The organism is Halopseudomonas salegens (assembly GCF_900105655.1).
Classification (GTDB): Bacteria; Pseudomonadota; Gammaproteobacteria; order Pseudomonadales; family Pseudomonadaceae; genus Halopseudomonas; species Halopseudomonas salegens.
The window spans coordinates 2,312,577-2,324,748 of record NZ_LT629787.1; the positions used below are offsets into that span (position 1 = coordinate 2,312,577).

Annotated in this window: 16 protein-coding genes and 2 pseudogenes; 2 read left to right on the forward strand and 16 right to left on the reverse strand. The window is 51.6% G+C overall.

From position 1 onward, the window contains the following. Positions 1-4 precede the first annotated feature (4 nt). Positions 5-949, reverse strand: coding sequence for a glycosyltransferase family 2 protein (locus BLU07_RS10540; protein ID WP_092386720.1), 945 nt, complete (start codon positions 947-949; stop codon positions 5-7). Positions 950-1,123: 174 nt separating this feature from the next. Beyond that, a pseudogene (locus BLU07_RS10545) lies at positions 1,124-1,408 on the reverse strand (IS30 family transposase); the annotation flags it as partial. A 133-nt stretch (positions 1,409-1,541) separates the two neighbouring features. On the opposite strand from BLU07_RS10545, the gene istA reads away from it, so the two are divergent. Continuing rightward, the gene (gene istA / locus BLU07_RS10550; protein ID WP_092383324.1) at positions 1,542-3,062 is read left to right on the forward strand and encodes an IS21 family transposase; all 1,521 of its coding nucleotides are present in this window, start codon (positions 1,542-1,544) and stop codon (positions 3,060-3,062) included. Continuing rightward, entirely contained in the window at positions 3,059-3,799 is a 741-nt protein-coding gene (gene istB, locus BLU07_RS10555; protein WP_092383322.1) for an IS21-like element helper ATPase IstB, read from the forward strand. The genes istA and istB overlap by 4 nt, the downstream gene beginning before the upstream one ends. A gap of 60 nt (positions 3,800-3,859) precedes the next feature. Here the strand turns inward: istB and BLU07_RS10560 are convergent. From BLU07_RS10560 to BLU07_RS17600, 14 genes and pseudogenes are all read right to left on the reverse strand, one after another. Next, positions 3,860-4,597 (reverse strand): annotated as a pseudogene (locus BLU07_RS10560) (IS30 family transposase); the annotation flags it as partial. Positions 4,598-4,890: 293 nt separating this feature from the next. Further along, positions 4,891-5,283 carry a VanZ family protein gene (locus BLU07_RS10565; RefSeq protein ID WP_092386724.1) on the reverse strand — a complete coding sequence of 131 codons (393 nt, stop codon included), beginning with the start codon at positions 5,281-5,283 and terminating at the stop codon, positions 4,891-4,893. Continuing rightward, complete coding sequence (locus BLU07_RS18080; protein ID WP_092386726.1) at positions 5,271-5,726, reverse strand: Coq4 family protein; 456 nt, start codon at positions 5,724-5,726, stop codon at positions 5,271-5,273. Before BLU07_RS18080 ends, BLU07_RS10565 begins: the two co-directional genes overlap by 13 nt. A 78-nt stretch (positions 5,727-5,804) precedes the next feature. Next, positions 5,805-6,287, reverse strand: a complete 483-nt coding sequence (locus tag BLU07_RS10575; protein ID WP_092386728.1) for a hypothetical protein — start codon at positions 6,285-6,287, stop codon at positions 5,805-5,807. Positions 6,288-6,383: 96 nt separating this feature from the next. Continuing rightward, complete coding sequence (locus tag BLU07_RS10580; protein WP_092386729.1) at positions 6,384-6,665, reverse strand: hypothetical protein; 282 nt, start codon at positions 6,663-6,665, stop codon at positions 6,384-6,386. Between the two features lie 156 nt (positions 6,666-6,821). Continuing rightward, positions 6,822-7,217 carry a DUF2750 domain-containing protein gene (locus BLU07_RS10585; RefSeq protein ID WP_157719181.1) on the reverse strand — a complete coding sequence of 132 codons (396 nt, stop codon included), beginning with the start codon at positions 7,215-7,217 and terminating at the stop codon, positions 6,822-6,824. Positions 7,218-7,311: 94 nt separating this feature from the next. Continuing rightward, positions 7,312-7,575 (reverse strand): Txe/YoeB family addiction module toxin, encoded by a 264-nt coding sequence (locus BLU07_RS10590; protein ID WP_092386731.1) that lies wholly within the window; start codon positions 7,573-7,575, stop codon positions 7,312-7,314. Beyond that, positions 7,572-7,814, reverse strand: coding sequence for a type II toxin-antitoxin system Phd/YefM family antitoxin (locus BLU07_RS10595; RefSeq protein ID WP_092386732.1), 243 nt, complete (start codon positions 7,812-7,814; stop codon positions 7,572-7,574). The genes BLU07_RS10590 and BLU07_RS10595 overlap by 4 nt, the downstream gene beginning before the upstream one ends. 144 nt (positions 7,815-7,958) lie before the next feature. Further along, the gene (locus tag BLU07_RS10600; RefSeq protein ID WP_092386733.1) at positions 7,959-8,207 is read right to left on the reverse strand and encodes a DUF1272 domain-containing protein; all 249 of its coding nucleotides are present in this window, start codon (positions 8,205-8,207) and stop codon (positions 7,959-7,961) included. A 90-nt stretch (positions 8,208-8,297) separates the two neighbouring features. Continuing rightward, positions 8,298-8,696: a hypothetical protein gene (locus tag BLU07_RS10605; protein WP_092386734.1), complete on the reverse strand. Its 399-nt coding sequence runs from the start codon at positions 8,694-8,696 to the stop codon at positions 8,298-8,300. Between the two features lie 114 nt (positions 8,697-8,810). Further along, positions 8,811-9,110, reverse strand: a complete 300-nt coding sequence (locus tag BLU07_RS10610) for a hypothetical protein (protein ID WP_092386740.1) — start codon at positions 9,108-9,110, stop codon at positions 8,811-8,813. A gap of 174 nt (positions 9,111-9,284) precedes the next feature. Next, positions 9,285-10,853 carry a transposase gene (locus BLU07_RS10615; RefSeq protein WP_092386742.1) on the reverse strand — a complete coding sequence of 523 codons (1,569 nt, stop codon included), beginning with the start codon at positions 10,851-10,853 and terminating at the stop codon, positions 9,285-9,287. A gap of 149 nt (positions 10,854-11,002) precedes the next feature. Continuing rightward, positions 11,003-11,521 carry a hypothetical protein gene (locus tag BLU07_RS17595; protein WP_157719182.1) on the reverse strand — a complete coding sequence of 173 codons (519 nt, stop codon included), beginning with the start codon at positions 11,519-11,521 and terminating at the stop codon, positions 11,003-11,005. 76 nt (positions 11,522-11,597) lie between these two features. Continuing rightward, entirely contained in the window at positions 11,598-11,954 is a 357-nt protein-coding gene (locus tag BLU07_RS17600) for a hypothetical protein (RefSeq protein ID WP_157719183.1), read from the reverse strand. Positions 11,955-12,172: the final 218 nt, after the last annotated feature.

The following is a 12,172-nucleotide window of genomic DNA, read 5'->3' on the forward strand; positions in this document are numbered from 1 at the left end:
CTGACTACTTGATCACTTCACGTACGATGTATACCGGACGTTTCTTTGATTCAGCAAAAATCCTACCAACGTACTCACCCAACACGCCGATACCGATCAGTTGCACGCCGCTGGCGAAAAGCACAGTGATCATGATAGAACTGTAGCCAGGAGTATCTACACCAAAGAAAAGTGCCGTGATAAACAGATAAGCAGCATAGACGAATGCCGCCACCGATACCGCACAACCGAGGTAAGTCCACACTCTAAGAGGCGCAGTGCTGAAGCTGGTTATACCTTCGATCGCGAAGTTCCACAATTTCCAAGTATTAAAACTGGTAGCGCCATGCTCACGGGGCGCCACTTTATAGTCTACTGTTGTGGTGCGAAAACCCACCCAAGCGAACAGTCCCTTCATAAAGCGGCTATTTTCCGGCAGGTTTTTCAGTGCCTCGACTACCTTGCGATCCATCAACCGAAAGTCACCTACGTCGGCCGGAATGTCAATATTCGAAATACGGTTGTGCAGCTTGTAGAAGTAGTTGGCTGTAAACTTTTGAACAAGCCGGTCTGTTTCACGGTCAACTCGCTTAGCCAGAACCACTTCAGCACCCTCTTCCCATTTTTCAATGAGTTCCAGAACGACTTCTGGAGGATGCTGGAGATCGGAGTCAATGGGAATGATCGCATCGCCGGTTGCATAATCCAAGCCTGCAGAAATGGCTGCTTCCTTACCGAAGTTGCGCGACAAGTCGACAATCGTCAAGTAATCATTATCTGCCTTGGCCTTGATCAGCTCTTCATAGGTCTGATCAAGGCTGCCATCGTTAATGGCAATAACCTCAACTTCGTATCGTTCGGTCAATGGCGCTAGCGCTTCATTGATTCTATTGAAGAACACCCGCACGCCCTGTTCTTCGTTATAGAAAGGGCACACCAAGGAAATTTTGCGCTTCATTAAGACTGTCATCGAGCTTCTTTTACCGATTATGAGATACCGCCGACGTGGAAAATTCCAATTTTTACTGTTTGGCTGCTGATCGCCCGGGACCCGGGAACAGAGCTTCCATCTCAGTCAATTGTGGCATATCGGCCTTAACAAACAAATATAAGGATTGGCGGTCTCAGGATCCAAGTGCAACACTCAGTTAATGGATTCAAGATTATTGCTCGCCGACAGCTGAAGGTACTCAACAAGCACTTCAACCGGAAATTTCCAGCCTAACGTCTGGCGTGGTCGAGTATTCAGCAAGTTGGCAATCTCATCAAGGCGCTCCTGACTGACCGTGGACAAGTCTGTTCCTTTTGGCAGGTACTGGCGTAGCAGGCCGTTGGTGTTTTCGTTGCTACCACGCTGCCATGGGCTGTGTGGATCGGCAAAATAGATCTTCATGCCCGTCTGGGCGGTAATGTCCTGATAACGTGCCATTGTTAATGGCCAATTAATCTGACCCACCTCTGGCCAACAATTTTGACCCACCCATGGTGGCATAGGCCACCGATCCATGTAGCGTCCCCCGCCTTATGCACAGGCCGGGGACAGATCATTGAAGGAGTGGGTTGTGATTCACAAGATCAAGGGGTTGTATGACCAGGGCCGTGGCCTGTCGGTCCGTGCCATCAGTCGCGAGCTGGGGATATCCCGGAACACCGTACGCAAGTATCTGCACCTGGATGAGGTGCAAATCAGCACTGCCATTGCTGACCCTTCACGCACCAAGTTGCTCGACCAGCACCGTGATTATCTGATCAATCAGTTGGGTCAGTTTCCAGCCCTCAGCGCGGTCAAGCTGGCCCGTCGTCTGAGGCAGCGCACCGTTGACCTAGCGGTGTCAGACCGGAGCATCCGCCGGTATGTGCAAGAGCTCAAGCAGCAGGTTGCCAGCGGTCAGTTGCGCTATTACGAACCGGTCGTTGAGTCGGTACCGGGCGTCCAGTGTCAGGTCGATCCTGGTGAGCTGCGAGGCGTCATGATCGGCGGCCTGGAGCGTGTCGTTCACTTTGTGGTGTTTGTGCTGTCCTGTTCCCGCTTGATGTATGTCGGCCTCGACTTCCGTCCCTTGCACACCGAGCGATTTATTCAGATGCACGACGAGGCCTTCCGTTACTTCGGCGGCGTCACCGAGGAGTGCATCTACGATCAGACCAAGATGGTGGTGATTAACGAGCAGTACCGTGAGCTGACGCTGAACCAGCGCTTCCACCAGTATGCGACTACCGTCGGGTACCGCATCCACGCGTGCGAGGGCTATGACCCGGAGAGCAAGGGCAAGGTGGAGTCCGGGGTCAAGTACGTCAAGCGCGACTGCTTCTACGGTGAGCAGTTCCAGGACGAGAACGCCGTTCGCCAGCACCTGCATGACTGGCTTGAGACGGTGGCCAACGCCCGCCTGCATGGCACGACGGGCCAGCATCCACGGGTCCATTTCGAGGCGCTGGAGCGTAGCCAACTCAAGCCCTATCTGGTCCCGCAGAGCCTGCTGCACTTGGCGCCGACAAGGGAGACACGCAAGGTCGACAAGACCGGCTTGATCTCCTGGCAGGCCAACAAGTACTCGGTACCCATGGCCTGGCAGCAAGCCCGTGTCGGTGTCAGCGCACAGGACGACCAGTTACTGATCCATGACCTGGAGAGCGGTGAACTCATCGCCACCCATGACCTGTGCAAGGCCAAGGGCCGGATGATCAAGAACAACAACCATTACCGCGACCATGCCCAGCGCATCACCGACTTGGAGCACAGCATCGACTCGATCTTGCCCGATGACCTGGGGGCAACCCTGTGCCAGTTGCTCAAGCGTACTTCCCCGCGCATCTACAAGGACCAGTTGGTCGCCGCACGCGACCTACTCATGGCCCATGCGCCGGTTGATACGACGCTGCTTGGTGAGCTGTGCGGGCGCGGCGAGCTGACTGCCACTGGACTCAAGCGCTATCTCGAAGCCTGGCAGCAAGCCAAGGCGCGGGGGCGGGTCATCAGCGATCAGGACTATGCTCCCGTAACTGGCAGCCAGGTCAGTCACGCCGACCTGAACGCTTACGCCCGGGTTGGCCAGTCGACTGGCCACGGGGTGACCCCATGAGCCTGCTCGACAGCACCATCGCGCAGTACCGCAGCCTTCGCCTCAGCGCGACCGCTGGTGAGCTGGCCACCCTGCTGACCAAGGCCGAAGCCAATGAACTGTCCTACCTGAACTTCGCCCAGTCACTGGTCGAGCATGAGCTGAACGCCCGCTCCAGCAGCCGCGTGAGCCGCAACCTCAAGCAGGCCCAGTTCCCCTCGGAGAAGCATCTGGAGGCCTTCGACTACCGGCACCAGACCACCATCACCAAGCGCCAGGTCAGTGCCTTGCTGGACTTCAGCTTTATCGACAACCGGGACAACCTGGTGTTCATCGGACCACCGGGCGTGGGCAAGACCCACTTGGCCATTGGGATTGGCCACAAGGCGGTCCAGGCTGGCTACAAGGTGCTGTTCCGCACCGCTCTGGCACTGGTCGAGGATCTAGAACTGGCAGAGATGAAGGGCGAGCTGAAGAAGCGTTTGAATCAGCTGAGCAAGTACGACGTGCTGATCATCGACGAGCTGGGCTATCTGCCGATGACACGGCAGGCCCGGTACAACCTGTTCCAGTTGATCAACAACCTGTACGAGTACCGCTCGGTCATCCTGACCACCAACAAGGACTTCACCAGTTGGGGCGAGTTCTTCCATGACGATAACGTGGCCGTGCCCATCATCGACCGCGTTATCCACCATTCACACATTTTTATGCTGGGAGGTGAGAGCTATCGACTGAAGCAGAAAACCGGCGGTTAGCGGTACGCAAGTGGGTCAATTTTATTGGCCAAAAGTGGGTCAAAATTAATGGCCATTGACAGCCATCTCACTGCCCTGGTCGTGCGTCATGGTTTTGAGCAGTGAAGGTGCGAGTCGAGTCATTTCGCGCGTTATCGCCTGTGACGCACATTCAGCCGTTGGGGCGTCCAGCTTGGCCAAAACAACAAAGCGGCTGGTACGCTCAACCATCGTTGCTACGGCCGAGCGGTTACCGGCTCCCATAATCAGATCGCTTTCCCAGTGCCCCGGAATCAGGCGATCCTCAACCTCTGGAGGTCGCAAATGGATGCTCAGTTCAGAGGGATAGCGCTCACGCCGTTCTGCGTTGACTGTGCGGCGGCGACGCTTGCCGTGACCTTGGCGCAAGTAACTGATCAGTTGCCGCTTGAGTTCGCCGCGGGGATGCGCGTAGATGGCAAGGTAGATACTTTCGTGACTCACATGAAACTCGGGGCTGTCCGGCCATTGATGTTTCAGTCTGGACGCGATTTGTTGGGGAGACCAGCCCCGTTTGAGCATTTTGCGTACAACCAGGAAAAACTCGCTGTCTGGTAGCAAGCGACTTTGGCGCCGGGGTATGCTTCGCCGCTCACGCGCCAAGGCGCAAGCATGAATGACATCGTAATGCTTTCCGGTGCTATTACGTTTGAGTTCCCGACTGAGGCTGCTGGCGTTTCGGCCCAGGTGGAGACTGATAGAACGCAGGCTCAACCCTTTGTTTCGCATCAGCATCAAGGCGACCCGTTCATCAGTAGTTAAATGCGTGTAGGTTTTCATGGCAACACTTTATCTCATGTGTTGCACTTGGACCTCGAGACCGCCCATCCTTAAAGATGATTCGGTCGACCTCACTAAGATCTTCAAGACGAATGCCGCCTTTCTCGACCAATGATTTGCACTCGCTTGCTTCTATGCCAATTTCAGTCCAGGCATAAGAAATGATTTCCCAGACGTAATACCGATCCATGGCATACCTCACGCCTAACGCTTGTAGCACCTGCACAAATTGTGACGTGCCTTTTGGTGTATTGTGAGCAACGCGAACACCAAAAGGCGCGTTGCAATTTGTGTCAGGTGGCTACACTTGTTAAATGTTTGTTTGCTACGTAGGCAATGCCGACCGCGATTACTATACCCACCGCGTCTGCGGCTAAATCCACAAAGTCAAAAGTTCTGGATGGTATAAATGCCTGACTAAGCTCCTCCACAACTACAAATAGTCCAACCAACACAGCACCATAATATAGTTTAAACCCGCCACAAGAAAAAGCCCGAAACTTTGATCCAACAATAGTGACCAAAGTCAAAAAACCAAAAAGGCACATATGCCCTAGCTTGTCGCCGTAAGGGATCGATCTAATAAAATCGAAAAAAACACTGCTCCCCCCTGTATTCGCCAAGTAGATTACCCACAAAATAAATGCGAAAAAAACAACAGCTATGGTTACGATTAGCTTATACAAAAATCACGCCTTAATTCTGAAAGGTTCTTTGGGATCATGGATGCAACAGGAATGTTAGACAAAGGCGTAGCGCTCTTTCCTCGAATTATTTCTTTCCGAAACAAGGAGTGCTTTGACGGGAAAACTATCCATCCAAGTATAAATAGGACTTTACCAGCGAAAGTGGAATTTTTGTTGCCCCACATAAACGCCTGAAGCTTCAACTCTTCTGTGACTGTCGTTCCGTACCCCAGCAACACGTGGTAGGAATCGTGCTCTTCGTATTTTGATAGATACCCTAGATTTCTACTACTTAAGAAATTATAGAGCTCCCGACCAAGCGTTTCATCTTCAAATTGAGCTAGATTCTCAAACGGATACGGCCACGCGTCCGGCGTTCTAAATAAATTCAAGACCGGAACACTCAATTGGATGAGCTTAGCAATAACTTTGTGTCGATTCATGATTACATTTAACGCCCAGCTCAGCGGGCAATTGAAGCGAAGCGTAGATTGCTCCGCTGCAGCTGCTTGTTATAAGGTCTATCTTTCATAGCTATTCAAGACTCCTTCGTGGAGACGGCGACATTGCTTCAGAATCTCCAGCGAAGCTGCTATTAGATGTTCATTTCTTCCCAGCTCAACTTCACCATCTGGTGAGTACTTACCGCCGTGGAAGAGATTATTCCTGACCGTTCGAACCATTTTTAATAACTGCTGAGTAGATCGCTGACCTTGCTCAAGCTCTTGCTCAACAAACTGAAGGCGACCATCTCTGAGCACTTGTTTCCTCGGCCGCTGTTCTAGTAAGAACTTTGCGGCCTCAGCAAGATGCTCGTCTTCCAATTGAGTAAAGCGCTCATGTATGTGGTTCGCGAAACGGTCCCAAGCAGGATCGACTCTGGCGGGGCCACCATCGGCAAACTCAGTTGATTTAAGAGCGTATTCCATGCGAGAAAACACTGCTAGAAACTCTGTCGCCAGTTCGACCGGGATATTCAACTGCCTGAAGATAGCTCCATTCATGGTTCTGCCTTATAACGCCCGCAGCATGCGCGGCTTTGGAATGGAGGCGAAGCCGCAATGGAAAAGCCGTCGCCTTGCCTGCGATTGTTAGGACAATCAACTATGCCCGAATTCATCAAGTCGTCGCACCTCAAGCCCGATCTCATCGGAAGACGACATTATATTGCGAAGGATCTGCGGTGAAATTGCCACGCCGTCCTCTTCGATAGCCAGTGAAAGGTTCAGCTCCTTTGACTGATCCAGCAAGCCCCGTACTAGCGCAAAAGTTTCTTCAATCTCGTTGTCAAAGATCTCACGCTCGAAAACAGGCGCCTCGGTTTCGAGGGCCCAAGTGACTTCAGCAATGCTTGCCTTGGTCAGCGATCGGACTGCCTTCACGACAGCTCCCGATTTGGAGCCACCAAGAACTGTAATTGAAATCACCGACTTACATACCCTCGGCTCATGTCCTAACGCCCGCAGCATGCGCGGCTTTGGAATGGAGGCGAAGCCGCAATGGAAAAGACGTCGCCGTGCCTGCGATGGTTATGCTTTTTACTCATACTGAGCGGCCTCATCTCTTAGGCATTGCGCCAAGTCAGCCGGTTCCATAACCCAGAACACCCACTCTTTGTTCGGAAATACCGCGACCTTAACATTGTCAGCCTCAAAGGTTGGCAGCCAATGGGATAGAAATTCTTCAAGTGCTATCTCTACCGCATGATGGCCAGGGAAATGCTCATCAACAATTTTTTGAGCATACTCGGGGTGCGGCCAAACGGGGAAATACTCTAAATCTTCGGGAGTGATCGGAACCAGCCAGCCAAGATCGTTTTTGACACCCCACAACTGCCCCCAATCAGCAACCTTTCCAACAAAATGAGAGCTTCGGTCAGCACTGCTAAGTGCTAACACAGCATCGAATTGTTGGGGATTCATTTTGTAAGGCACTCGAAATCCTTATGAGCATAACGCAGAGCTTTGCGGCAATTTTGTAGCCGCAAAGCGGTGGAAAAATTGTCCGGCAACAGTGACTGGTTATCCATTATTCGTAGTGGCTCCAGAGGCGGAGGACTTTTACCACTTTCTCGTCTTCGAGCACTTGGTATACCAGGCGGTGCTGGATATTGATGCGGCGTGAATAGGCACCCGCAAGATCACCAATAAGCTTCTCAAGCGGAGGCGGCTTGCGGTACGGATCTTCTGCAATTAGTGCCAACAACTCTTGGGCTTTTGGTTTGAGGCCGCTGGAGGCCAGCTTCTTTGCATCTTTCTGGGCTTGTTTGGTGTAAACCAACTTCCATGTCACCAGTTCAGCTCCTCATCGCATTCATCCACGGAGGTATCCATTCCCTCACGAATAGACTCACGCATACCCGGTACGGAAAGCAGGTAAAGCGTTTCCTGGATGGCAGACCAGTCATCCTCCGAGATCAGGACAGCTTTGTTTCGCTTGCCCAGAATGACGATTGGTTGATGGGATTCGGCAGTCTCGTCAATCAACCGATAAAGGTTGCTGCGCGCCTCAGTTGCTGTGATTCCGGTCATGACGCACCTATTGCGTGTTCAACTTTTCACCAAGTGTACGCCTCCAATCACGTACGTCAAGACGGACGTCATGCATAACGTGTGAACTCATGGGCCGGCTTATAGCCGCGAAGCGGCGGAGAGCCGGTCCCATGCAGTGATTGGTTATGAATTGGCAACACAGCCTCCAATCTTATGGACACGCTTTGTTGAAGCCGGATATTTGGCCAGGAGCTGCACAGGACGGATTGGGCGAGTCACAAGATTCCCGCCACAGTTTGGGCACTGGTGGTTCAGGACCTGGGCTGCGCAAGAAACGCAAAAGGTGCATTCGAAGGTACAGATTACTGCCTCGGTCGATTCCGGCAGTAGGTCTCTATCACAGCACTCACAGTTCGGCCTTAGCTCAAGCATCCATGTCTCCGTGCTGATTCATAACGTAGAGCTTTGCGGCAATTTTGTAGCCGCGAAGCGGTGGAGAAATTGTCCGGCAAAAGCGACTGGTTAGATTGCTTTTGCATAGCAGTGCCAGATGCTGAGCCCTGAGAAAACACCACTGGCACAAAAATACAACCCGTTGGTATGCCAGTACGCTTCGAAATGTCCCCCCGTGTATGGATAGAACCATACCGCCCAAAATGCAGCACCGCACAAAAAGCCGCCGAAAATAAAATACTGCCAGCCAATTGCACCCAATCTTCGAGCCAACAAGAACAATGGTACGCCCAATACGACTGCAACCACCCAGCCAATTATAGTCGCGACTATTCCATACATCCCAATCGCAGACATCAGAGAAAAACCACTGCTACCCAGGAGCGCAGCGCCACTCAAAAACAGCGCGGTGACCGCGAACATCGCAATGGGTATACCTCTGAAAATGCTGAGTAATAGGTATCTCATCGGTATCTCATAGCAATCTAACGCCCGGCTTTGGGGCGGTCTTGTAGCCGCGAAGCGGCGGAGGGGCCGTCCCAGCCCCGCAGGGGCGACAACAGCCGATTGTTAGTAGCTTTTCTACTCATGCTTTAAGTGGTGCTCGTAGAGATACTCGACGTTGACCGGCGTCATTTGTGCGCCACGGCATGATGGAATCTTGCTTTCCATAAATAGCTGCGATAGATCGTCTATCGGCCATGGTGAATTTGATTTTTCGAGTATCAAATAAAGCTCAGCGGCTGCACGGATGAACTCTCGCGAATACGTCGTTGCCCAGCTTCCAGGGCCGTGGGTGTTTGGCAGATATTCGCCTTGATATTTTTTACATGTAGAGATTAGCTCGCGAACCCTGGCCTTCTTCGATTTAGGAATTTTCATGAGACTCCCTGAGCGACTAACGAGGCTGTAGAAAAACCCATTTCGGACTCATCCAGCCGCCGTCTTCCTGTTCATGTGTGACCCCGAATCATCAGGGTTGTGTTTTCTCAGTTGCCGACCAAAAGCTGACTTTATCGCTGTACTGGTGTTCTGAGGCTTGGCAACCCAGTGCTATCAGCCATATTGTCCGTAATTCGCCAGTTTCTCAATGTTGTGTATCAGGCAATACAGCTGCCATTGGCCCTGGACCTTTCTACGGCCCCGCAAGCTGAAGCGACTCAGCCGCTTGTTGGTGCCGATATTGCCAAACACAGGTTCCACCACTGACATCCTGTGGCTGTAGATCGCCCTGCCTTCAGGACTATCCACCCGGTGCTTCATCCAGTCGGTGTAACTGGGAGGCCGGTTAGCTTCGAGCTGGAATGATACTTGTCTTCCTGCCCCCTTGCGGTGTTCTGCCGATTGCGGGTTATGCATGCACGCTTCGCGCTTGGGGCAGTGTCGGCATTGCAGCAGTCGGCCTTCGAAGTAAGCGACTGGGATGCCGTTGTCATTTGCACGTACGCCCCGGTGGCTCAGCTGTTGTCCGGCGGGGCAGATGCAGGTCATCTTGATTGGGTCAAACTTAAAAGCACCGGCTGGAAACGTGGTTTTGCGGGTCTGGCCTGCAGGCTTCTGGTGACGCTTGCCGTATTTGTCTTTCTGCTCGGCAAAGCGCGGGTCGCGGCTCCGGAACCGATTGTCCGGGATGTAGCCGTTGATTTTCCGGTCATGCAGGTAGTGCATATTCGCTTCGTTGGCGAAGCCCGTGTCGGCAGTGACAACCGTGCCTTGCTGGTAGATGCTGTCGGCGATGCCCAGCTTCTTATAGCGGGCTTCGACCGTTTCCAGCACCGGTTGTAGGGTATGGTGCTCCTGCCCTTCGCCAAAGGCCTGAGCATCGATGATGACCTGGTATTTCCTGTCCACTGTGGCCACGCCGTTATAACCCTGGATCGTGCCCTTGCTGGTGGTCATCTTGGCGCTTTCATTATCGGTGATGTTGCTCTTCACTTCCTTGCGGCGTTTACCCTGGCCCATCCTTGGACTCTGGGTCTTTAAAAAGCGATCGACCTTTTCCATGGCCTGATCCAGCGAGAGGATCATCTTGCCATGACGGATGGCGCGTTCCATCTCAGCTTCAGTCTCGGCGGAGTCGTGCTGACGGTGCTCAGCCAAGTGGTGGCGTATCAGTTTGCGTAGCTTATCGCGCTTGGCCTTCAGTTCCTTGAAGGTGCCTGACCACTCCTTGGCAGCATTGGATGAGGTCTTACAACCGTCGATAGCAAACAGCTCGTTTCCCAGCAAACCCTGCTGGTGACAGACCAACAGCACTTGCTCAAACACAGCTTCGATGGCTTCTGCATTCTCGCTGACAAAGCTCGCCAGCGTGGTGAAGTGCGGGACCGTATCGCAGGACAGGGCCTTGAACAGAATGTTGGTTTCACAGCACCACTGAATCTGGCGGCTGGAGGTAATGCCTTTGGAGTAGGCAAACAGGATGATCTTCAACAGGATGGCTGGATCGTAGGCCAGGCGGCCGGTGTCCTCATTGCGATAACGCGGGTGAAATACCGACAGATCCAGCTTGTGTTCAATCAGGTAGTGAACCGCGTACTCGAACGTACCTGGCTGGAGCTGCTCTTGGTAGTTGATCACCACCATGCTGTGCTGGCTGTAGTCGTAGGGCTTGAAGCGTGGCATGCAACACTCCTTGTTGGTCTGCCCAAATCCTAGCAAATCAGGGGTTTTTCTACAGCCTCAACGCCTGCCACAGCGGCTAAAAATGAACGTCAGTGAGTTTTTAGTCCAAAGCCCGGAACGGGCTGGCTGCTGGCGATTGTTAGGTTCTTTTACCATGATTTCTTTATGTTTGCCCAATATTCTTCGTGTTCTGGTGTGCACGGAAAATTACGTAAAAGTGTTGGAGATTTATAAAAGTCGTTTTGCGTATAACTCCACCTAAAAATATGACCATCATGAGCAAAAGCCGTATGGCCGTAAAACCCTTCTAGATTGATAAGTGCATCTATAAAAGACTCACGAATAATACATTCAGGTTTTGGTTCGGGTAAAAGATGGGAGATTCTGCTTTCCAATAATGCTTCCCCACTAAATAAAAATAACACTATGAAAGTACTGCTAGCTATAAAGTACTTAATTGCCAAATGCAGTTTTATATGTCGAATTAGCAATATAAGTGCAATAGATGAAAAACCCGAAATAAACAGGGGAATCCAGAGGAATTCAATGGAAGAAAGAAGATAAAAGAGTGCTAAAGGTGGTATCAAAGCTAAGTGATCAGCTCCAATTGTTAGCCAGAAAACAATCCATAGTAAGCATACTGGAATTAAATTGATGATTAGTTTCATGGGAACCTAACGTGGAGCTTTGCGGCAATTTTGTAGCCGCGAAGCGGTGGAGAAATTGTCCGACAAAAGCGAATTGTTAGGCCCTTTTGCGAATAATATAAACGGCTTCATCACCATACTTAACCTTGCCTATTTCATGTATGGAATCTACAACACCCTGTGCTTCTTCTGGAACCTCCGAACCCCATACAACACCCTCATATTCATATGGATAGGGCGTACCATTTGGATTTGGTGAATGAAGAAATATTCCATTATTTCCGGTGTTTTCACACAAAGTAGCCCATACCTGAATTGGCTCTTCGCGCTGTACACAACGCGCCTCAACCCGAAGAAGTAATTTGTATGTAAGCGAAGCAACCAAGCCCCTTGCTTTATTTGCACGGCACTTCATATCAGGATGTGTATGCCAATATGAAAACCAGCTAGACATATCTAGTCTGTCAATATGCGAGTTACATGAGGCTTCTCGCTCTGCTAGATAACGTGTGATACGTTTTTTGAATCTACGATCCATCTTTTTTTGTAGGCCTAACATTTATATAGTGGTCTCACCGACCAATATGTCGATGAACGTTTTGTCCTTCCGATATTCATCCCGGCGCCCCTTCAATCCTGCATTTAACCTTGCTTTTGGGCTTTTAGCGCTTA